The sequence below is a fragment of the Lunatimonas lonarensis genome, from assembly GCF_000390185.1.
Classification (GTDB): domain Bacteria; phylum Bacteroidota; class Bacteroidia; order Cytophagales; family Cyclobacteriaceae; genus Lunatimonas; species Lunatimonas lonarensis.
Genome location: NZ_AQHR01000054.1, coordinates 34,701 through 57,580 on the forward strand (window position 1 = coordinate 34,701; position 22,880 = coordinate 57,580).

Sequence of the window (22,880 nt, forward strand, 5' to 3'; positions counted from 1 at the left end):
ATTGAAAATTATGAAAAAAAAATTACAAACCACGTCAAAATGGTTATGTAGCCGATTATTTTATGTAATAACGGCAAAATCTATCGGGCTACAGGTAATGCTGGCTCCTGCCGCATGGGCAGTTTCAACGAATTATGTGAAGCTAGGTGATTATGAGGCTATTTTGGCCCATACAGAAGCAGAAGTTTCGGTGACTGGTACCGTCATTGACGGAGATTCTGGGGAGCCGTTAATCGGCGCTTCCATTATGGTAGTGGGCACGTCCAACGGTGTAGCCACCGATATAGACGGTAACTTCACCATCAACGTGGATCAGGGTGCCACCCTGAGGGTAAGTTACCTTGGGTTCAAAACCAAGGACATAGTAGTAGGCAACCAATCCACGCTGACGATAAGGCTGGATCCCGATTCAACACTGGAAGAGGTTCTCGTGATTGGCTACGGAACCCAAACCAAACGGGAATTTACAGGATCAGCTGCTTCGGTCGGTGGTGACAAGCTCAAGGATCTACCCGTGCAAAGCTTCGATCAAGGCCTTGCCGGGAGGGCAACCGGAGTTAACATTTCCCAACCGAATGGCGTCCTCAATAACCCTCCCGTAATTCGTATCCGGGGGATCAACTCCATCTCGTTAAGCTCCTACCCATTGATCGTGGTCGACGGAATACCGATCAACACAGGAAATGTATCTGGGAATGCCAATGTGGCCAATAATCCCTTGGGAGATATCAACCCGGCTGATATCGAATCCATTGACATATTAAAAGATGCCGCGTCTACCTCCATCTACGGTTCACGTGCCGCAGCAGGGGTACTGCTCATTACCACCAAGCGTGGCAAAGCCGGAAGAGCCCGCGTCAATTATGAAGCGTGGGGAGGCTTGACCAATGCGGTACGCCTACCTACCATGCTCAATGCAGAGCAGTTTATGATGATCAAAAATGAGGCGGTTCTAAATGCGAAAATTCTCGGTGGCAATGCCAGCAACGATGCAGTGGCGTCCGAACTCTTCTTCCCCTCTTTCAATCCCGACGGTACCATGATAGACACCGATTGGTATGACTATATCTACCGAACCGGTCAGTCCCAGAACCACAGCCTTAACATCTCCGGCGGATCGGAATCCACCACGTACTTCTTCTCTACCAACTACAGCAAACAGGAGGGTATACTTGTGGGCAATTCCTTTGAGCGAAAAGCAGCGCGTTTCAACGTCGAACATAAAGTTAACGATTGGCTGAAATTCGGGGGCAATCTTAATTACAACAATACTGTAAATGCATCTCCCGCTACCGGCTCCCTTCAGGGCAATGCCTTTGGTCTTGTTGGTGCCGCTCGCCTTGCCTGGCTAACAGCGCCAAATGTCGGGCCCTTCCGGGAAGACGGCAGCTACAATATTACCACCAACAACCAGATGGGCATGGGCAACAACAACGTGGCCAGCAATTTCTACAACCCCCTGCCGCTTTTGGAGCTTGATCGATATGATTCGGAAAATGACCGGCTAATCGCCAATTTCAACCTTACCGCAACACCAATAGAAGGGCTTACCCTAACCATGGGTTATTCGATAGACAGGCTTCGAACCGAAAACCAAACCTTCAACAACGCCATTCACGGGCCTGGATTTGCACCACGGGGCCAAGCGATCAATGTATCGGCACTGCGGGACAACTGGAACTTCGTCTCTACGGCGGCCTACCAAACCTCCATTTCTAACCGACATAACTTGTCCTTCCTGGTAGGATATGATGCGCAGAGCTTTGACAATTCCGCATGGGGTGCCAACCGATCGAATAGCTCTGACGGCTTTTTTACCAATTTTCAGGGCAACTACGGCAACATCAATCCTGTAGGCAATTTCATAAATGAGTTTTCCTACATATCCCAGTTTTCCCGTGTCAACTATGACTACGACAAACGGTTTTTTGTGACCCTCAATCTGCGTAGAGATGGCAATTCAGCCTTGGGAGCAGATACCAAACATGGCCTCTTTGGAGGTGCCTCAGCAGGATGGGAACTGTCCAGTGAATCTTTCTATGCCAATTCAAATTTGGCAAATTTCATGAACACCATCAAGCTGCGAACCAGTTGGGGAGTGGTCGGAAACGGTAACCTGACAAATGCATTTGGTTCCTTGGTTCTATTCGATGCCTCTCTATACGGAAATGCAGCCACTTGGAGCTTTGCACAAGCGGGCAACCCCAACCTAGGCTGGGAAACCAGCGAGCAAACCAACATTGGTGCAGACATTGGGTTTTTGAACGATCGCTTTCAATTGGATCTGACCTATTTCTATAATAACGTAAACGGCCTGATCTTGGGAGTACCGCAGGCGCCTTCCAAAGGTATACCTGGCGGGAGCATCCTCAGCAACGTCGGATCCATGTACAACCGCGGGATCGAGGCGGCACTGACGGCCAACCTCGTGAACAGTACCAATCTGCAGTGGTCAGCCACTTTGAACTATACCAACATGCGTAACCGCGTAACCGAACTGGCAGGCGGCGATATCATAGGCATCACGAGTGGGGCTGCCGAAACAACCAATATCACCCGTGTGGGCTATTCGGTCGGTAGTCTTTACGGAGCCATCACCGATGGGGTAAACCCTGAGACCGGATTGCGGGTCTTTGTAAATGCAAACGGGGAACGCGTTCAGTACAGCCATGTATCTGCTCCCGGCCAAAGCCGCTGGACCTACCTGGATGGATCACCGGCCCCACCTATCACAGGAAATGACTTTGACCTTATCGGAAATGCTCTGCCAAAATGGTATGGCGGCTTGGATCAAAACTTCACCGTACGGAATTTTGACTTCAATCTCCTCCTGACCTACTCCGGGGGCAATATGGTGATGAATGGATCAAGAGGAACCTGGAGGGATCAGCGCTTCTGGAACAACTCAACCGCTGTGCTGAACCGTTGGACAGAACCCGGACAGGTGACTGATATGCCAAGAGTGGTTTATGGTGACCTTTTGTCCAACGGCTCTTCGTGGCCGATCTCGGCCAACGCCGAAAATGCCGATTTTGTGCGGCTTCAGACTGCCTCCATCGGCTACAGGTTACCTGCATCTATCGTCAGTAAGCTCAAGCTTTCATCTGTCAGAGTATACTCGCAGGTATTCAATGCCTTTGTATGGACAAAATATACCGGAACCGATCCCGAAATATCGTCAAACGGCAACTCGAATGTATCTCCAGGTGTGGAAAAAAACTCCGTGCCCCAAGGCCGAACATTTACGATGGGAATCAACATAGGCTTTTAATCACCCTAAAATCTGTCAACAATGAAACGGTATATAAATAACTATATAATAATTATATTTTCGGCGGCCTTGGTAATTCTATCTGCGTGCAACGAGGATGAACTCCTTTTTCCTGCCCCACAAACCAGTCTTACGGATGCCAATATTTTCGAAACCCCACAGCGTGTGCTTGGGTTGGTAAATGGCTTCTATAATGGACTGAAAGCTAATTATTTCTATGGAGGAAGATACGTAATGTATGGAGACTTCCGAGGAGAGGATTTTGTCAACATTACGAACAATATCTTTACAGGATACGACACGTGGAGCCATACTGTAAATTCCAATTCCAATGAAGTGGAGTTGTTGTGGAGAGATGCCTACCTAACAATCAACCTGGCAAACTTCTTCATAGATGGCATACAACGAAACCCGGGTGTAGTCTCTGAAAGCCTTGCCAACCAATACATTGGCGAAGCAAAGTTTGTGAGGGCCTTAAGTTACTTTGCACTGGTAACGCTTTATGCGCGTCCTTATACCGAGGATGCAGGAGCATCACCAGGGCTACCCTTGCGATTGCAGGCGGAAACCGACACAGAGAACAACGACCTTGCAAGGAGCTCGGTAGCACAAGTGTATGCGCAGATACTGTCTGATCTAAACGATGCCGAAAACTCACTTCCTGCCACACACAGCACAGCCTTACTCAACACTACCCGCGCGCACAAAAACACGGCTATTGCACTGAAAACGAGGGTTTATCTGAGCATGGGTGATCATGCAAAAGTGATAGAAGAAGCATCTAAGATTGTAAGTGAGACAGCTCCATTTACCGCAACTTCAGGCGTTGCCCACCAACTGCACCCGGATATTCTGGAGATATTCCGAACGAACTATACCAGCCCGGAGTCAATCTTTTCCATGCCCATGACCGAACTGAGCAGTTCTACTGGACAGAATTCCCTTGGATTTATCTATAACGTCAGCGCCGAATATTTCCTAAACCCGGAAGGAATATGGGGAAAGGCGGATTGGAGGACAGTGGACGCCCGTAGAAGCATGTTTAGAGTGAACAATGGAAGGTATTTTATGACCAAATACGCAAAGCCAGCTCCTTTTCTGGATTTTGTCCCTGTAATACGCTATTCAGAGGTATTGCTGAATTATGCGGAAGCCTTGGCACTGACCGGAAATCTTTCCCGATCCTTACAACTCCTGGAAGCGGTAAGACACCGATCTGATCCGGACTTTTCATTTCCTATTGAGGCCGTAAGTACATCGGATGCATTATTGGAAACCATTCTTACCGAACGAAGAATCGAATTAATCGGCGAGGGCTTCCGCTCGAATGACCTTCTACGGCTCCTTAGACCACTACCTGCCAAAGGAAGTAGCAGCCTATTCGCCCCGGAAATAACCCCTTCGCAGACGGAATACATATTCCCGATGCCAAATTTGGAAATCATCAACAATAAAGCCTTAATGAACTGATTATTAACCTGACTATATCATGATAAAAGCACCCAGTAAGTTGATTTATGGTTTTATCTTACTGATGGCCTTCTCCCTTTTGGGAGGAGGCGTTGGTAAGGCACTTGCCCAGAATACCCCTACCATCACCACCTTTACCGTAGGCATGGAAAAAATGCCCGGATTTATCACGCTGTTTTGGGATGGAAAAAAAGGCAAACTATGGATGGAAATTGCCGAATTGGAAAAAGAAATCCTTTATTATCCTTCCCTGGCCGCCGGATTGGGCTCAAATGATATTGGCTTGGATAGAGGCCGGATTCTCCCCTCCCATGTAGTGAAGTTTGAGCGGTCGGGCAACAAAGTGCTGCTTACCGAACCCAACTATGGCTTCCGTGCCATCACCGACAATGAAATGGAAAAAAAGGCCGTAGAAGAATCCTTTGCCAAGTCGGTGCACTGGGGGTTTGAAGTAGCCGCCGAAGAAGGTGGCAAGGTGCTGGTCGACGGAACCGCCTTTTTCCTACAGGATGCTGCCGGGGCTGCAGCGGCCATCAGCAGAACCCGCCAAGGATCCTACCGGTTGGATCCAAGCCGCTGTGCCATATATTTACCGCGCACCAAAAGCTTTCCTAAAAATACGGAAATAGAGGCCACAATCACACTCACAGGCGATCAGGCGGGTCCTTACCTAAGAGAGGTCACTCCGTCAACCAACGCCGTTACACTGCGCATGCACCACTCATTTGTCGAACTGCCTGATGACAACTATACCCCCCGGGTTTTCGATCCCCGTGCCGGAATCAATTCGGTTAGCTTCTACGATTATGCCACGCCTGTTGATGAATCGATCACGAAGCGGTACATACGCCGCCACCGACTGGTAAAAAAAGATCCCAACGCCGCGGTCAGTGAGGTGGTGGAGCCAATTGTCTATTATGTAGATCCAGGTACGCCTGAACCGATACGAACCGCGCTGATAGAAGGCACAAAATGGTGGGCAGAAGCCTTCGAGGAGGCCGGATTTAAAAATGCGTTTGAAGTAAAGCTCCTTCCCGAAGATGCCGATCCCATGGATATTCGGTACCATCTCGTTCAGTGGGTACATCGATCTACCCGAGGATGGTCATACGGGGGCGGAGTGACGGATCCAAGAACCGGAGAAATCATCAAGGGTAAAGTAACCTTGGGTTCACTCAGGGTTCGCCAAGACTATCTTTTGGCCCAAGGGCTTGTCGGTGAATTTGACGGCATTTCGGACAACGAAGCATTGATGGATATGTCTTTGGCACGTATGCGCCAGCTGGCAGCCCACGAAGTCGGGCATACACTCGGACTGCCACACAATTACATTGCCAGTACCTTTGGAAGAGCCTCCGTAATGGATTACCCCCACCCTACCGTTAAGCTGACTCCTGACAACAAGATCGACATCTCGGATGCCTATCCGGAAGGAATAGGAGAATGGGATAAAGTGGCCATCAAAATTGCGTATGCAACTTTTCCAGAAGGAGCCGACGAAGCAGCTGAAATTGACAAGTTGGTAAAGGAGTACCAGGCTAAAGGAATGAAATTCCTCTCCGACCAAGACGCCCGGCCGCCGGGTAGTGCACACCCCCAAAATCACTTGTGGGACAATGGGGAAAACGCCATTGATGAGTTGGATCACACCCTAAAAATCCGCAAGATCGTCTTGGACAACTTTTCAGAAAAGAAAATTCCAATGGGTACCCCCATGGCGAACTTGGAAGAGGTATTGGTTCCCATGTACATGTTTCACCGGTACCAAGTTGAAGCGGCAGCAAAAGTAGTGGCCGGATTATCGTACAGTTACATGCTACGCGGTGAAGCAGGCAGCCCCATAGCTACAGTATCCCCCGAGGAGCAATCGCGTGCCCTAAAATCGCTGCTGACAACATTGACTCCAGAGACCCTCGCACTACCGAAAAACGTCGTATCCCTGATTCCTCCCCGCCCCTATGGCTTTCCGGCCAATAGTAGGGAAATATTCAATAGAAATACCGGGCTGGTCTTTGATATACTTTCTCCAGCTGAAATTGCGGCACACCATACGCTTTCTCTTCTTCTGCACCCAGAGCGGGCATCAAGGCTTGTAAATCAGCATGCTTGGGACAGCAGCCTTCCCGGCCTTCACCAGGTACTTGATCAATTGATCTCCCTAACCTGGAAAGCTCCTGTGAAAAACGGATACGAAGGAGAAATCCAGCGGGTAGTCGCTAAACTGGTTTTACAGCATTTGCTGGCACTTTCCATGGACTCGGATGCCTCCTCTCAAGCTAGGGCGATTGCCATGTTGAAAGTGGGTGAATTGCAAAAAGCCATCAAGACCCAATCAACAAGCAATATCCACCAGATGGCCCACAACCAGTACTGTTTGGCTATGCTCGATGGGTTCTTTGCCAATCCGCAGGAAAAAGTAACCATCCTTACCCCGATGGCCGCGCCCGCAGGGGCCCCTATTGGAACTACCGTCCAGAACTGGCTCGAACCTATATGCAGCCATGACCACAGCATGGATACCCACTAGGGCATCTAATGCCCTGTGTACCCACGATAGAAAACCAAATCCGACCGTTGAAAAAACAATGATGAACAAATGCAAAAACGAAGACTAGTAATCTCTGCTGCAATCTTTCTGCTTGTTTTCCCATCGATCTTGTTCGCCCAAATAAAGGAATCCAAGATAATCCGATTGAAAGCGGATTTATTGGAAGAGGTGGAGAAACAGGAAAAACTGATCCAGGTGATGGTGGATAAGGTTTACAGCTTTTCAGAAATGGGATTTCAGGAAGTTGAAACATCCAACTACCTAACCGGTGTGTTGGAAGAACATGGATTTGCCATCAAACGGGGCGTGGCGGGAATGCCCACGGCTTGGACCGCCACATGGGGAAGTGGGAAACCGTTTATTGCCATAGGGTCTGACATAGATGGGTTACCAAACACCAGCCAAACCCCTGGGGTTGCCTACCATAAACCCTTGGTAAAAGGAGCACCCGGCCATGGCGAGGGCCACAACTCAGGCGTACCACTGAGCATTGCGGCCGCTATTTCACTGAAGAATATCATGGACCGGGAAAATATACAAGGAACGCTGATGATATGGCCCGGGGTTGCGGAGGAGCAACTGGCTGGAAAAGCCTACCTCGTCCGATCAGGTATCTTTGCAGAAGCAGACGCCTGCATTTTCACCCATGTCAGCAGCAACCTTGGGGTGTCTTGGGGTGATTCCGGCAATAATGGGTTGGTTTCCGTCCGTTTTGATTTTGAAGGACAGACCGCACATGGAGCAAGTGCTTGGAACGGGAGTAGTGCCCTCGACGGGGTGGAGCTGATGAATGCAGGTTGGAATTTCTACAGGGAACACCTTCCTCCCACCCAGCGATCGCATTATGTGATCATGGATGGTGGCGATCAACCCAACGTGGTTCCGGCCACCGCTTCGGTTTGGTATTTCCTCCGGGAAAGAACCTACGAAAAAATCCTAGGCCTCTATGAAGACGCTATCCGCATTGCAGAAGGAGCGGCCATGATGACCAAAACCTCGGTTACCCATCACCTGATGGGTTCTTCTTGGCCCGGGCATTTTAACAAGGCGATTGCGGAAGCTATGCAGGAAAACATACAAAAAGTAGGGCTACCCACATGGAGCGAGGAGGATCAACAACTAGCCAAGGCAGTTCAAAAGCACATCAATCCCGAGAAGGGCGACAACCAGACAGGCCTATTGACCGAAATCGGGGAGCTCCGTGGACCTGCCACTTTCTCCATGGGCGGGGGGTCCGATGATATTGGAGATGTGTCCTGGAATCTCCCCACGGTGGTACTACGATATCCTGCAAATGCACCGGATCTACCGGGACACCATTGGACCAACGGCGTAGCCATGGCAACCCCCATAGCGCATAAAGGCGTAATGGCCGGTGCGAAAGTGGAAGCCCTAACGGTATTGGACCTGCTCCTAAAGCCAAAAATACTGGAGGAAGCATGGATTTACTTCAGGGAAGTGCAGACAAAGAGCACACAGTATAAACCCCTGATGGCTGAATCGGACGAACCAGCCATCTTCCTCAATGAGCGGTTAATGGATCTGTACCGTCCGCAGCTTGAAAAATTATACTATGACGAAACGAAATACGACACCTATTTGGAACAGCTGGGCGTGACATACCCAACCCTCGAATAGGGATAAAAAAATAGGTTATTTTTTTAGCTACCTTAATTAAGTTGGAAGTTTTGAAAAGAGGAGGCAAGTTGTCTCCTCCTTTTTTTTGGATAGATCTCTAAGAAAAAATACTGACGTGGTAAACCTATCTAAAATGCAACGCATCAGCCACCGCACCTATCAGTTCATATTGATTTCGTCTCGCTTTAAAATATCGCTTGCAATTTGCGGCCGCTTCTTTTCCTTCCTCTTTTTTGAATGACGTGAGTTTTCCAAAACAGGAGGGGCTGCCATGGTAAGAACTTTAACTCTCTCCAAGGTCTTAGAATCCATCCAAATGCCCATAACCGCAATCATGATTGCCATTAGCGGCAACAAGATGTGATCGCTAAGGCCGGATAATCCAAAGGCCAGGAAAATGAAAAAACATTTCACCCCGCCAAGAATCAAGGCAACCTTATCGTGCCCCAGACCCATACGGATCAAAAAGTGGTGGACATGACTTTTATCCGGCTTTAAGGGCGATTTACCCTTTGACATCCGCTTGATGAAAATTCGCAGGGTATCATAAACGGGTACAATCAACAACGCCAAGCCTGCGGCAATAGGTGCCTCCAGTTTATATCCTTCCCATGGCCCCATGGTACCGTTCTTATCAACAAATAAAATAACCAACGCGGTGAGCGCAAACCCTAAGCTCAAAGAGCCGGTATCCCCCATAAAGATTTTGGCCGGATGCCAGTTAAACACCAGAAACGACAAAATCCCCCCTACCAATGTAAAACTGATCAAACTATAGGCCTCAAGCCCTACGTCCAAAAACCAAAACCCCAAAACCGAAAAGGAAATGAGGCTAAGGGTACCCGCTAGCCCATCCGCCCCGTCGATCAAGTTGAAGGAATTGGTCAACACGATCAGTAGAACAAACGTGAGGACCACACTTACGACGTACGGAAGTTCGTAGATTCCCAAAAAGCCGTAAAAACCGGAAACCCGAATATCGGCCATAACGATCACAAAAAATGCCGGAATACACTGTCCCAGTAGCTTTTGGAAAGCCGATAGTTCTATCAAATCATCCCTTAACCCGACGGAAAACATGATAGCGAATGCTACCAGAAAATAGCGGCTTTGAACGATCTGATCAAAATCCAACCAGGCTATCAGGCCAAAAAAGGTGGCAACAACAATGGCCACCCCCCCCATGGAAGGGACACTTCCGGAATGGATTTTTCTACCGCCAGGAACTTCGATAAAATTGGCCCGCTTTAGCGCCAGAATTACGATTGGCGTGATAATAAATCCTATAAAAAAAGCAGTAACCGTTGACAGAAAAATATTCATCCAAATGTGTTTTGTACAAATGTAATCATAAAGCGAGGAGGATTCGACAAAAACCGTAAATTTTATGCAAACAACCGATTAGCTATCCGCAATATATTACTGGTAATACGAATTATACCAATCTACAAACTTTCCTACACCTACTTTAATTGGAGTATCCGGCTTATAGCCCAATTCACGTTCCAACGCAGAAGTATCCGCATAGGTAGCTGGCACATCCCCCGGTTGAATGGGCAGCATGTCCTTGATGGCTTCGACTCCCAGCGATTCCTCAATAGCATGGATAAAATCCAGCAATTTCTCTGGCTTCGAATTGCCGATGTTGTAGACCTTGTAGGGTGCTTTCGAAACACTCGGATCCGCTTTGCCCAAATCAAGGTTTGGATCTGCTATTGGCGGGCTATCCACGACCCGTATTACGCCCTCGACGATATCATCGATATACGTGAAATCGCGCTGCATGTTGCCATAGTTAAAGACTTGAATAGGCCTTCCCTCTTTCATGGCCTTGGTAAATAGGAACAGGGCCATATCAGGTCTGCCCCAAGGGCCATACACGGTAAAGAACCGCAGGCCAGTGGTAGGTATCCCGAAAAGATGGCTATAGGTATGTGCCATTAACTCATTGGACTTCTTGGAGGCTGCGTACAGCGACACCGGATGGTCCACATTGTGGCTGGTAGAAAAGGGCATGTTAGTATTTGATCCATACACAGAACTAGAGGAGGCGTAGGCCAAATGCTTGATGCGATAATGCCTACATGCCTCAAGGATATGGATAAATCCAACGATATTGGCTTCAATATAGGCATCTGGGTTGGTCAGGGAATACCGCACGCCGGCCTGTGCCGCAAGGTTTACCACTTTATCTATGCCTTCCTTGGCAAACAAATCGAACAAGCCCTCTTTGTCTTCCAGTTTAAGTTGAACAAACCGGTATTTGGGGTACTTCTCACTTTGCACCACCTTCCCGTAGCTAATCGCTTCTTTCGGGATGCCGGTCTTTGCTAGGCGGCCATATTTGAGGTTCACATCGTAGTAATCGTTAATGCTGTCCAATCCGATTACTTCGTCACCGCGTTCCAGCAAACGCTCGGCCAAATGCATTCCAATAAAACCGGCGGTGCCGGTGATTAATATTTTCATATATCTAACGTTGATTTTCAGTGGTCATAAATTAGCTCCCGTTACTCCTGCGCTCCCTTTCCCTTACCGGAAACATAACAAGAGGGCATATAGTCGTTTCTCGGTGCTTCTCAAGCATCCCGCCCAAGATTACCTGAGTAACCTCTTGTAGAAAAGTTTCCGTAGGGAATTTGGCATAAGCCGAACAAACATACGCAGGGAAACATTTCGGACAAATTCCACCCTGTTGATAAAACCTATCCGCAAAAAATCCCGCTGAACCGCAAATTCTATCTTACCATAGTTTATGCCTCCCCTTCGCTTGAAAAGTGCCGAGCTTATCCGCATAAACAGCAGGCTTTCCTGAATATTGGCAAATTTGTACCCGTTCACTAGCAGGCGCGCCCATAACTGATAATCCTGTTGATTGGCGTAGGGGTCATAATTACCCACCGCCAACACGTCATCCTTTCTAAACATAACCGTGGGATGGTTCAATGGGCACCTTCTTTTGGCAAACGAAAAAAGTTCATCCGGATCTGCAGGTAACTTCCGGTAGCTAACGATATTGTCCAGCGTGTCCTGAAATTCGGCTATCCAGGATCCTACGACTGAGATTTCGGGATGGCTATCCAAAAAAGCGACTTGTTTCTCAAATCGACTTGGATGGCATATATCATCCGCATCCATACGGGCTATTAAATCGTACCGGCACAATGGAACACCAAGGTTTAACGATTGACCTAAGCCTAAATTCTGTTCATTGACCACTATACGGACTGGTAAAAAATCGCTCCATTTCTCAACAACACCTTTTAACTGAACATTTATAGCGCCATCTTGAACTAGTAGTACCTCTGAGGCTTGAAGGGATTGATTGAAAATACTCTGCAAGCATTCGTCAAAATGAATCGGATCATCCTTATCGTAGACACAAACCAAACAGCTGAATTTACTGTGTTTTTTCACAAAGATTAATTTAAATCAGATATCATATCACCAAAAATGCGATCAAACTTCCCTGGATTAAATTTTTCCAAGCCGTTTCCAGGATAATTTGTCAACTCCCCAAAGTATACCCCACCATCAACCAAAAATAAATCGACCCGAATAAAAGAGAAATCAGCAGAAAGGGCCTCAGCGACACCTAAAGCAATTTCCCATTGAACAGGTTTTTTGATAGGATCCCCCTTGGCAAAATGCAACTCAAAATCCAACAGCTCAAAAGAAGTGTCATAAATATTACGTCGATGTTGTTTAAATCTATCAAGATCCACCTGAACAAACCCAACTTTCCCATCAAAACAAAAAAATTTAAAATCTGGGGGAATAGTTGACTCTTTCGTTTCGAGCATGGCCTCAACTACCAAAAAACGCTTCAGATCTCTGTAATTCCGCTCTCTGCCGCGTAAATAATAGTCTGTCTTCATCCACCGCTTAGTAAATTCAAGTACATCGTTGTACCTATCGACATGTTTGTCAACTATCTTGACCATTTTAGAGCCATGATTTCCTTTAATCACAAACTTCTGAGGGAGTTTATCGTAAACTTCACGGCTAAAATCAACTCCACTCCACAACAGCGGAATCAGGTTACAGGAATGCGTCCGTTCTGCAACATACTTTCTAACCTCCAATCTATCAGAAACCAACACACGAAGCTGATTCGTAGAAAAAAGTTTTATATAGTTAATTTTTTCGTTAAAAGTTTTTGGGTTTGAAAGATTTAAAAATTTACGTTGCTTAAATAAAAATAAGAGTTTCGTATAGAAAATATCAGGAATGAAACGAAAAATAAAGATAACTAAATGTCTCATTTGCCCTTCATCGTTTTAATGGCACGTGAAAGAAACCTTTCACCTAATATATTCGTTATTATAACCTTATTAGAAAGATAAACCAACATCTTTACCGCATGAAAAAAGCCATAATAGCGTAAATTTACTTTCCATGAGTCCCGGGCTCTAACTAAAACAGCAGCAAAATCACTATACGTAGTTGACACACCACCAACTTCGAAAACAGAAACTACTTGATCAAGAAACGAAAAAGGAATATTACAAACCTTTTGCGCTCTAAGCTTGTAGTCAGCATCCGCACTAATTTTAAGAGAAGTATCGAACATATTAAGCTGGTAAAAGCTCTTAGGAAAAAACATAGCCTGGTGATTAGGCACATTGCCCCTTAGCCAACTAGAAACATTAGTTTTTTTTACAGAAAATGGGGGGAAATACCACGATTCATAATTTGAATTAATAGAAACTCTACCGAAGTAGACGCTATTTGGATCAGGCGAAGAACCCACAAATTGTTCTACAACACTATCTGAAAAGAAATAATCGCCTGCATTTAAAAAAATAACAAAATCCCCAGTAGCTAACCTGAGGCCTTTGTTCATGGCATCATAAATTCCGTTATCAGGTTCTGAGATAAAACAAGAAACGGTTTCTCCATATTGACGAACAATCTCTATCGTACCATCAGTTGACTGACCATCAACGACAATCACTTCTATTTGCCGATAGGTTTGGGCACTGATGGATGAAAGGGTTCTTCGGACACCCTCTTTATCGTTGAATACAACAGTAATAATCGAAAATTTCATTGCAAAAATATCCAACTATAAAATCCAGAAAATGGACTCAGAAGATCCCCAAAGGCTAAATACTGATAAACACCCGATTCATATTTACTTGAAACGTAAATTCGAACAAATGCTAAACAAACTAATAGAACTGATAAAATATAAATAGATCTCTTAGAAAAAAATTCTATTAAAAACAAAGCAAAACTAATTGATAGTAGAGGTAGAGTAAAAATAAACAAACGCTCGTAAATTATTGCCGCATTAGGAATTGCCACGAAAAAGGAAACAGACACAAAGTTTAAAATCAATGAAGCAAACACAAATTTATTCCCTGAACCAAAAATTGTATAAATAAACAAAAATAAAAAAATTAAGACAGACTTGATATAGAACGAAAATCTAAGCGATCCATCAATTTGAAGATAATTTAAAATCTTAACAAACCCAACATATTCAGACAAAAAATATAAAAAAAATTGAAAAACGAAAGGAAACAAAAACATACAAATAAAACAAAATACGACTACCTTAATTCTATTGAAATCCCTATTAAAAAGATAAAATGCGAGAAAAACGAAAGCATAGAAGAATGAAATAATTTGAAAAAATCCGGAAATAAACATTAAAAAAAAACCCACCTTTCTATTCTCCTGAAAGTAAACTAGTCCAACCGAAAAAATGAGAAAAGCAATCTGCGCACGAAAAAGGTGAACAAAAGAATATACCCCATCAGGAAAAACAAAAAGATAAAAAGTTAAAAGTATTAGAAAGAATGTCCTTTCCAACTTAATCAATAAATAAACTAATAGACAAGAAGACAAAAGATACTGAAAAAACAAAAAAAGTTCGGTAGACCCATTAAACCATTTTTTTAAAATCCACCAAGGCAAATACCAAAGAGGCTCTAAATCTCCAAGTCGATCAAAAAACCTACTAAATAACTCAAAAAAACTGACTTCAGATAACTTATGATATCTAGCAATATACTCTATTGAATCATCAGTCGAATTAGCAGTCCAATCTACTCCAAATTCCCTAAAGAAAAAAATACAAGTAAGAAAAAGTATGGAGAAAAAAACGTAAACAGGATTACAATCTCTAAAAATAACCTGACTAAAAAGTAAAGTAAAAAAAACGAAAAGAGGATTAATAAGAATAGATATGGATACCACAGACAACGAAAAAAACAATGCCTGCTTACCTGTATAATCATTGACCATTTATCCGCTTTTGGTATAAATCGATATATTTTCCGGCAATATTATATACATCAAAATTTGCACGTACATCATCGCAAAAAGAAACGTTAATCTCAGGAATGTTTTCTAAAACCCAGGAAATTCCAATAGCAAGATCTCTAGAATCAAACGGTTTCGCCTTGTAACCAGTAATACCCTGAGAAACAATAAACTTGGGACCGCCAACATCAAATGTTACGACAGGTGTACCACACGCAATAGATTCAACTATAGTCTTACCGAACGCTTCTTGTATACTTGGCGCGACAAATACATCGGCAGCAGAATAAGCCAAACTCAATCTATCGTAGTTATCTATATACCCCAGAGAATTAAACTCAAAATTTAAAGTCTGAAATAGATTTGAATCGATATTTCCGAAAAACATTAAATAGCATTCTTCGTTATTTAAGTAACTAAGGGATTCCAAAAATTTTTCGAACCCTTTATAATAGTCCGATAATTTAGCACTCCCAACAAGGATAATTCGTTTCTTTGTAGAAATACCAAGACAATTACGGGCATACTCCTTGCTAAACCTAGTGAAAGAAGAAGTATCAACTCCGTTATTAATCGTTATTACTTCAAAATCATTAAAAAGAAAACTAACCCTCGCCATTTCACTAACCCACTCACTTATACCCACAATACTAATGTCCTTTTGTAGATATTTCTCTTTTCTACGGATCACATCATATGACAAATCTTTTAATCGTAAAGAACCCAACTGAGGGCATTTCCCACATCCAACCTTAAACCGATCACAGCCCATGGTATAATGACATCCGCCCGTCATCGGCCACATGTCCCGAATAGTCCAAACTATGGGCTTGTCGATAGACTGAAGTGTCTTAATATCAACTAAACCGGCATTAATCCAATGCAGGTGAACGATGTCAGCCTCTCTGTATACGGAATATTTTAAAAAATTTGTACCGAAAAAGCCAGTACTAAAAATCCGATTCATTCGATTTGTATACTTAAACAACTGAATGCGTTCTAGTGCCTTCCAAAGTAAATTAGAAATAAACGTAGAAAAATTGACTTTTGACACATAGAAGATAGAATTATCGCCAGAAATTCTAAAACTACTATTAGAAAGTATAGTCGAATTAACCCCCTGCTTCAGCAACTCCTTGTGAAGAATATAGGCACCTTTTGCCGCCCCACCACTTAGATCTCCAGCAACCACATGCAATATTCTCACCTAATTGCTATTTTTATCACTGGAAAACTTCCAAATTTCCTGCCACATTCTTTCAGTTTGGCTTGCTAATTCAGCCTTCTTAACCGTTAGGATACTATTGATCAAATTCCTACGACTTAAAAAATCATCAATTACTTGTCCTAAGCAACTACGTTCCTCTATATTAAGAACACAATCTTTCATCCCAAAATCATCAAAAATCATTTCATATTTATGATTCCAACTCGTAGCCAATGCAGGAACTCCCTGATTAAGGGCGCTTGCTACCCCGTGATATCGTGAAGATATTACCATATTAGAACTACCAATCAGCCCCTTAACCTCAAGAGCACCAAGCTTATTAACGACCTCTATATTGCCCGGTAGACTGTTACTGAGTGCTTTACAGATTTCATAATCCCCCTCACCCTCATGATTCAAAATGTAAAATTCCAGATTTCTCTTCTGCAGCTCGTATGCAAGTGTCTGCATAAATCGAAGATATACATTTTGCCCATTGGAAACATGAGTAATCATCTTTCTATTGGGTATCAAGCATACCTTTCCTTTGAGATGCTCAAACCTATTGGGAAAAACACCATCCAGCAGTAATGTGAAATCAGATCGCACACGGACTTTTTTTGGATCACAACCTGCACCAATCAAAAAATCGTATGAAATCTTCTCACGGGCATAAATCAGATCAACATACTTATTCACAATTGATACGGATCGAATTCCATTCGTTGTCGCAAAAGGCCCAAATGCCTGTGGCAAAAAAACTATTCTGGTACCATTGTCCTTAAGTCCACAATAGTAATTCTCTAAGATATCGAGGGATTTTTTACTATAATTCCACTGATCAGAAAACTGAAAACCAGCGGCGTCCAATACCAAGTCGATATTCCTCCTTGCGTTTTTAGATGTTAAAAAAGCATAGGGAAGACCAAGTCTTTTCAAGAGGCCTACTGGAACACGATTAAATCGATTAAACCAATTCGATCTAACATCAAGTTCTGAGTCTAATTTAATGCCAGAATCATTAAGTTGATTTGAATTAAAAAATACAGATGCTTGGGGATCAAATTTCTTGATTTGATGAAGAACAGCAAAAAACATCAACTCTGCACCCTTATTTAAACTATTCGTGCCGTCTATTTGAATATTCATACTTTATATTGAATGAGATATTAGATGAAAACTAAATAAAACAAATCAGTTCATTGACCGAAGCAAGGACTGAATATTTTTTCTTTCCAAAAAGAATATTAATGTAAAATAAATCAAAAAATACAGAGGTATAGAAATAAAATACGTTATGTTTGAATAGGTGAATATCAAAACAACAGCTATTCCTGCAACACCAATACTTATAAAAGTTCCTTTCAGTGCGTAAAATACCTGATCTATTCTTACTTTAATCTCTCTATTTAATACATATAAGCCAATTATCGCCAATCCAATTTTATTAAACACTACTGCATATCCGGCACCTATGAGCCCAAAAAAGGAAATACCAAAATACAAACCTGGAATCAATATGAACAGAGTCAACGAAACAATAATTTTCATTTCAAGCTCGGGCTTTCCGATACCACGAATTATTGCAGCAAACGAATTAACAATTAAATGAACCATTACAGCAACTGACAGCAGCTTTAATGGTACAATAGCATCAACCCACTCTTCTCCAAAAAAACCTAAGATTAACACTTCACTAAACAAAAACAAGAAACCCATGATCGGGTAAATAAAAATTGCGTTTATATTCAAAATATTTAAAAAATATTTTCCAAGTAGTTCTGTGTTTTTTTGATTTTTACCGAACACCGGGAACATTACTTTGTTTAAAATACTACTGATCGTCATTCGTAATTGCTCAGTCAGCGCAAATGCTACTGTATATGACCCTAGCATTTTTGCCCCTAAAAACTTACCTATCAGCAGGTTATCTACATTATACGTTATTGTGCCAAAAATCACTGTACCTGTTGAGAAAGCTCCGAATCCGAAGATCTCTCTAAAGTAGCTTGCATTCCATTCAAAAAGAGGTTTCCATTTTGTTATATAAAACAACATTGGGACTGAGAGTAGGATAGCTAAAACATTATTTATAACCAAAGACCAAATCCCAAACCCTAAAAACGCTAAAGATAAACCAAGAACCCCGGCAATTAGCGCTGACAGATTATTGATCAACGCCAACTTCTTAAAATCCATCTTTCGTGTTAATATCACAGTGTGTATCAAGTTTAATGGCTTGATCAGCACCCCTATACTTAGCACGGGAAGTAAAACTTTTAATGACGGCTCCTCATAAAATGAGGCTGCAAATGGACCGACAATTAATGCCATTATCAGATACAGTCCCAACCCCCAAACCAATCCTGACCAATATGCGGTCGAATACAATGGTACTGCCTCCTCATCGGAACTCTTCTGAATCAAAGCAGCCCCCATCCCTAACTCGGAAGCTGCTTCAGCTATTGCAATAAAAATACTAGTCATTCCCACCAAACCGAAATCATCCGGCAACAGTAGCTTGGCCAGTAATAGCTTCACGCCAAACTTGAATAGGGTATTTAGTGCAAACTGGATACTAGTCCATTTAACTCCCGATATTATTTGCCTTGTTTCTGTACTCAAGCAGTTCTTATTTTTCGAAAAATCCTTAGTGGTCTGAATTTATTTCATCAACCCGTCCATTGCTCCTTTACGCTTTTCAAAAACTCCAAGCCAAAAATTAAACCAAATCCCAATATCACCCCCATAACACAAAATACCAATAGAATAACAACGCGCCTAGGTGCTGACTTTTCGTTAGGAATAGTAACTGGTTGAATTATAGAAAAAACAGGCGTATCTTTAGCTACTTGGAACCTAGCTTGCTCTAGCTGTTTAGCGAGCTCAGTGTAAATATTGAAAGCAAAATTATACTCTGCCTCTAATTGAAGCAACTGATTGTTAACCGCTGCTGATGCAATATTTTGATTCCTATCCCTGTAAGTTGCGAGTTTAGATCGAATTTCCTCAAATTCCAGTTTTTTTTCGGTATATCTTCTTTCAGTAAATTTCAGTTGCTCCTCTGCATTGGAAATCTTATAGGCAATTAGTTCCCTGTGAAGGAGATCTTGGGCTAAGTATGTCAGTTGCGCAGCCATTGTGGGCTCCGGAAACGAAAAGGAGACAACAACAAAACCTTCCTTCCCGTTAGGGACTATGGATAATTGCTTTTCCAATCTTTTAAAATGTTTGTTTTCCTCCTCCGAAATCCTTACTAGTCTTGTATCTATCTCACTGGATTCCCTTTGTTCTTGGTTGCCTTTAACCACCGATCGAAAAACACCGGGCAATCCAAAGATACTCTGCTTAATAACCTCAAATACTCCCGGAGAATAGATGGTTTCATAATACTTTCTGTAGGTAACTAACTCTTCTACGCCTTCTATTTTAAACTCCGCGTCTAACAATGCCTTTTTGAATGTTACGGAATTTACAATTTTGGGATATAGAGCTGGGGGAATTTCTGATCCTCCTCCTAGATTACCCAGGTTAATACCAGCAAGCGAAGCTAGCCCGCCTAGAGAAGTAGTTGCTCTATTTCCATCAGCAGTATGTGGCACAAACGTAGTGGATGCTGTAAATTGAACAGGAGACAGAAAAGCAATAAGTAAACCTAACACTATAAAAAATACTACTGTGTACATCACTACATTTCGTCTTTCCCAAATCACTTTTGCAAGAGCTATCAAATCTATTTCTTCCCTCTTGGCTCCTTGATTTGCCTCTCCTTTCATAGAAAAATACGAGTTATTTTGAATTAATTCCGAACCCTATCAATCAATATCACCAACGTCGTCAAACTAGTCGCCAAGCCAACCCAGCCCTGCACACTCATGGGTTCTCGTTCGGGCTTGGTCGGCACGATGATTTCAGCTCCCGGCGCTATAGGGGGATACGCATTTATAAACAAGAACTTCTTGGTCCGCTGCACATCCCCATTGGCATACACCACATAAGACCGCCCCCTGCGGGATCTTTCTGTAAATCCCCCAGCCCTTGAAATATAGTCCTTAAAACCAGAGTAGGGTCTGTACCGGGCGGAGGTCGGATACAATACCTCTCCACGCATTCGTACCGTCTGCAATTCTCTAGGGATGCTGAGCACATCCCCTTCCCGCAAAAGCAAGTCCTCTGCTCCATGTGGATTTCTGAGAATGGCTTCCAAATCGATCCCGATCAACTCGATATCCCTAATATTGATTTCTCCCACACCCTCCAAGGCGGCACCTGTCTCCTGCATAGATTGTTGCCTAAGTTCGTCTGGATCTACCTCGTTGCCAAACTGACGGTCATACTCCCTGCTCTCGGCGATTTTCCGGTCTATCCGAGCCGCCAGAATCTTGTCCGACTCAGTCCTGTCCAGGCTATCCCTACTGATTCTTGACTTCACACCTGTCAAGGTCTCGGCTTTGATCTCTTCCTCGGTGGGAGCCTTAAAAAACTCATTCCTCCTAATCAATGTAGCCCCCTTGGCATAGGCGAAGGCATTCAATCCACCCGCCCGGGCCACCAGGTCGGAAATCCGCTCATCCGAATGGGCGATGGCATAGGAACCAGGATAAAAAGCCTCCCCTTCCACCTTCACCAATTGCTCGCGCTGGAACCCCGGGCTCCTTCGTATCATCACGTGATCAAAAGGCTTCAGTGGCTCCAATGCCCGGGTTCCGCTTACCTTCAATTCCCTGTCGACGTCCAAAATAATTATTTCGGCCAGTTTCCCCGAGACGTCATCCTTGACCCGGCGGGCAATCTCAACCTTGGAAGAGGTAGCTGATTCTTTGAAACCTCCCGCCTTTAGGACCAAATCGGCCACTGTCATGTTCTCCCCAAAAGCAAAAGCACCCGGCCTGTTTACCTCTCCCGAAATCTTTACGTAATACTCTTCCCTCAGCTCATAAATACTGGGGATATTCAATACATCTTCTCGACGAAGCACAATATCCTGCTCCTTCCCCTCCATAATGGCCCTCACATCAATCGGAACAATCTCAAGGGAAAAATCTCCCCTCGTGCGATAGAGGGTAGCTCTATTTAGGAATGCATCCTCTCTAAGGCCCTGCGCCATTTCTACCAGATCCCTGACGCCCATCCCTGCCTGAAGGGCAAAGGTTCCCGGCCGCATCAGTGCTCCCGTAACCTGTACCCTGTTTTCAAAGCGGTTCAAAATCTCTCCGACACGGAAAGCATCACCATCTTGGGGATGGAAAAACGCAAAATTGCCGGCATCTACGTCTTCTATGCGCTTTTCGCTCCCGGTCCTTCTCGTAACCGTCAAACGTTCCCTGTAGGCCCGACTGTCAAATCCACCTGCAAACGCGATCAATTTATCAACCGTTTCGCCAGGTTTCATTTCAAAAAGGCCCTCCCTGCGAACCGGCCCGGAAATCTCCACCCTAGACCGAATCGGAGGGACGATAATCACATCATTATCCCTTAGATTAAGAGATGCCGAAAATTCTCCTTCTATCAAAAAATCATAAATGTCAATCTCTGTCATTAATTGATTGTTCCTGTAAACCTGTACATGCCGAAACGACCCGTTTTCATTTGGACCGCCTGCGGCAAACAACGCATTGAAAGGCGTTGCAAAGGAGGGAAGGGTATATGTGCCCGGACGCACCAACTCTCCCACCATGGACACGGAAACCGTACGTAGATTACCTAGTCGTAGATCCATAAAGGTGCTTGGATTGGACGAGGCCAACCCTGAATAAATGCGTGAAAGCGACGATCTGATCCGGGGCGTGGCCGCTGCGATGGTCGCTCCCCCCACATCAATCGGCCCAACATTTGGGATAAAAATCCGACCCTCGGGGTTAACCGTCACATCGTAGGATTGCTGGGAAGCCCCATACACGTCTATAAGCAGCTGATCACCGGCACCCAGGACGTAGCTGGGAGGAGTAGGCACATTGAGACTTGGACTGAAGGTAAGATTACGGTTATGAAAAAGTTTGAAACCAAAAATACGCTTTTGAAAAGGGCTGAGATCGTAATAGGGGTCGGATTTACGTAGCGAATCAAACAAATCTTCAGAGGACACGGCGCCCTGCGTCTGTCGCAACTGGCTTGGTCGTGTGCCCTGCTGGGATTGAAGGTTGCTGCCTCCTCCGCTTTTGAGGGAGTTGATGCGCTGCCTAAGCTTGCCGACTTCTGCCATGGGCATACCCCGCTCTGCCGCCATGTTTACCATTTGCTGCTCGTTTAGACCCTGCGACTCGGCCCGTTTGATCAACTGCTCGATTTGGGCATCGGAGAGGTTGTCAACCTTAACAGATTGTATATCCTGTAAAGACTGCGCCTGCAAAAAACCAACCAAAAAGGCCATCAAAAAACCCTGAAGGCAACCAACCCTCCAAAGAAAAGATACAGTCATGCTATCCTATTTAAGTGTGTAAATGGCTGACAACAATTGGCACCATTATGTACAG

15 protein-coding genes are annotated in these 22,880 nt (G+C 44.2%); 4 read left to right on the forward strand and 11 right to left on the reverse strand.

The features are described from left to right. The first annotated feature begins 10 nt into the window (after nucleotides 1–10). The 4 genes from ADIS_RS09070 to ADIS_RS09085 all read left to right on the forward strand — a co-directional run bounded on the left by ADIS_RS09070 (nucleotide 11) and on the right by ADIS_RS09085 (nucleotide 8,927). Nucleotides 11–3,271, forward strand: a complete 3,261-nt coding sequence (locus ADIS_RS09070; RefSeq protein ID WP_010854159.1) for a SusC/RagA family TonB-linked outer membrane protein — start codon at nucleotides 11–13, stop codon at nucleotides 3,269–3,271. A 21-nt stretch (nucleotides 3,272–3,292) separates the two neighbouring features. Then, nucleotides 3,293–4,741: a RagB/SusD family nutrient uptake outer membrane protein gene (locus tag ADIS_RS09075; RefSeq protein WP_010854160.1), complete on the forward strand. Its 1,449-nt coding sequence runs from the start codon at nucleotides 3,293–3,295 to the stop codon at nucleotides 4,739–4,741. Between the two features lie 19 nt (nucleotides 4,742–4,760). Next, nucleotides 4,761–7,268 (forward strand): zinc-dependent metalloprotease, encoded by a 2,508-nt coding sequence (locus tag ADIS_RS09080; protein ID WP_010854161.1) that lies wholly within the window; start codon nucleotides 4,761–4,763, stop codon nucleotides 7,266–7,268. A gap of 69 nt (nucleotides 7,269–7,337) precedes the next feature. Beyond that, nucleotides 7,338–8,927 (forward strand): amidohydrolase, encoded by a 1,590-nt coding sequence (locus ADIS_RS09085; protein WP_010854162.1) that lies wholly within the window; start codon nucleotides 7,338–7,340, stop codon nucleotides 8,925–8,927. Nucleotides 8,928–9,086: 159 nt separating this feature from the next. Here ADIS_RS09085 and ADIS_RS09090 read toward each other — a convergent pair whose 3' ends face one another. The 11 genes from ADIS_RS09090 to ADIS_RS09140 all read right to left on the reverse strand — a co-directional run bounded on the left by ADIS_RS09090 (nucleotide 9,087) and on the right by ADIS_RS09140 (nucleotide 22,825). Then, nucleotides 9,087–10,250 carry a glycosyltransferase family 4 protein gene (locus ADIS_RS09090; RefSeq protein ID WP_010854163.1) on the reverse strand — a complete coding sequence of 388 codons (1,164 nt, stop codon included), beginning with the start codon at nucleotides 10,248–10,250 and terminating at the stop codon, nucleotides 9,087–9,089. 96 nt (nucleotides 10,251–10,346) lie between these two features. After that, entirely contained in the window at nucleotides 10,347–11,396 is a 1,050-nt protein-coding gene (locus ADIS_RS09095; protein ID WP_010854164.1) for an NAD-dependent epimerase, read from the reverse strand. A gap of 129 nt (nucleotides 11,397–11,525) precedes the next feature. Continuing rightward, on the reverse strand, nucleotides 11,526–12,344 hold the full coding sequence (locus ADIS_RS09100) for a glycosyltransferase (protein WP_035805356.1): 819 nt from the start codon (nucleotides 12,342–12,344) through the stop codon (nucleotides 11,526–11,528). A 5-nt stretch (nucleotides 12,345–12,349) separates the two neighbouring features. Next, nucleotides 12,350–13,192: an ATP-grasp fold amidoligase family protein gene (locus ADIS_RS09105; RefSeq protein WP_010854166.1), complete on the reverse strand. Its 843-nt coding sequence runs from the start codon at nucleotides 13,190–13,192 to the stop codon at nucleotides 12,350–12,352. Then, nucleotides 13,189–13,980, reverse strand: a complete 792-nt coding sequence (locus ADIS_RS09110; RefSeq protein WP_010854167.1) for a glycosyltransferase family 2 protein — start codon at nucleotides 13,978–13,980, stop codon at nucleotides 13,189–13,191. Before ADIS_RS09110 ends, ADIS_RS09105 begins: the two co-directional genes overlap by 4 nt. Continuing rightward, nucleotides 13,977–15,182 (reverse strand): EpsG family protein, encoded by a 1,206-nt coding sequence (locus ADIS_RS22295; RefSeq protein ID WP_010854168.1) that lies wholly within the window; start codon nucleotides 15,180–15,182, stop codon nucleotides 13,977–13,979. Before ADIS_RS22295 ends, ADIS_RS09110 begins: the two co-directional genes overlap by 4 nt. After that, the gene (locus tag ADIS_RS09120; protein WP_010854169.1) at nucleotides 15,172–16,407 is read right to left on the reverse strand and encodes a glycosyltransferase family 4 protein; all 1,236 of its coding nucleotides are present in this window, start codon (nucleotides 16,405–16,407) and stop codon (nucleotides 15,172–15,174) included. The genes ADIS_RS22295 and ADIS_RS09120 overlap by 11 nt, the downstream gene beginning before the upstream one ends. After that, nucleotides 16,408–17,556 (reverse strand): polysaccharide pyruvyl transferase family protein, encoded by a 1,149-nt coding sequence (locus ADIS_RS09125; protein WP_010854170.1) that lies wholly within the window; start codon nucleotides 17,554–17,556, stop codon nucleotides 16,408–16,410. It abuts the gene before it with no gap. A gap of 45 nt (nucleotides 17,557–17,601) precedes the next feature. Then, nucleotides 17,602–19,032, reverse strand: a complete 1,431-nt coding sequence (locus tag ADIS_RS09130) for a lipopolysaccharide biosynthesis protein (RefSeq protein ID WP_010854171.1) — start codon at nucleotides 19,030–19,032, stop codon at nucleotides 17,602–17,604. Nucleotides 19,033–19,079: 47 nt separating this feature from the next. Then, entirely contained in the window at nucleotides 19,080–20,183 is a 1,104-nt protein-coding gene (locus ADIS_RS09135) for a Wzz/FepE/Etk N-terminal domain-containing protein (RefSeq protein WP_010854172.1), read from the reverse strand. A 23-nt stretch (nucleotides 20,184–20,206) separates the two neighbouring features. Next, on the reverse strand, nucleotides 20,207–22,825 hold the full coding sequence (locus tag ADIS_RS09140) for an SLBB domain-containing protein (RefSeq protein ID WP_010854173.1): 2,619 nt from the start codon (nucleotides 22,823–22,825) through the stop codon (nucleotides 20,207–20,209). Nucleotides 22,826–22,880: the final 55 nt, after the last annotated feature.

Coding starts and splice junctions, on each gene's coding strand:
- ADIS_RS09080 (WP_010854161.1), top strand. CDS start 4,761: ATGATAAAAGCACCCAGTAAGTTGATTTATGGTTTTATCTTACTGATG.
- ADIS_RS09090 (WP_010854163.1), bottom strand. CDS start 10,250: ATGAATATTTTTCTGTCAACGGTTACTGCTTTTTTTATAGGATTTATT.
- ADIS_RS09085 (WP_010854162.1), top strand. CDS start 7,338: ATGCAAAAACGAAGACTAGTAATCTCTGCTGCAATCTTTCTGCTTGTT.
- ADIS_RS09135 (WP_010854172.1), bottom strand. CDS start 20,183: ATGAAAGGAGAGGCAAATCAAGGAGCCAAGAGGGAAGAAATAGATTTG.
- ADIS_RS09070 (WP_010854159.1), top strand. CDS start 11: ATGAAAAAAAAATTACAAACCACGTCAAAATGGTTATGTAGCCGATTA.
- ADIS_RS09125 (WP_010854170.1), bottom strand. CDS start 17,556: ATGAATATTCAAATAGACGGCACGAATAGTTTAAATAAGGGTGCAGAG.
- ADIS_RS09105 (WP_010854166.1), bottom strand. CDS start 13,192: ATGAGACATTTAGTTATCTTTATTTTTCGTTTCATTCCTGATATTTTC.
- ADIS_RS09075 (WP_010854160.1), top strand. CDS start 3,293: ATGAAACGGTATATAAATAACTATATAATAATTATATTTTCGGCGGCC.
- ADIS_RS09110 (WP_010854167.1), bottom strand. CDS start 13,980: ATGAAATTTTCGATTATTACTGTTGTATTCAACGATAAAGAGGGTGTC.
- ADIS_RS09140 (WP_010854173.1), bottom strand. CDS start 22,825: ATGACTGTATCTTTTCTTTGGAGGGTTGGTTGCCTTCAGGGTTTTTTG.
- ADIS_RS09095 (WP_010854164.1), bottom strand. CDS start 11,396: ATGAAAATATTAATCACCGGCACCGCCGGTTTTATTGGAATGCATTTG.
- ADIS_RS22295 (WP_010854168.1), bottom strand. CDS start 15,182: ATGGTCAATGATTATACAGGTAAGCAGGCATTGTTTTTTTCGTTGTCT.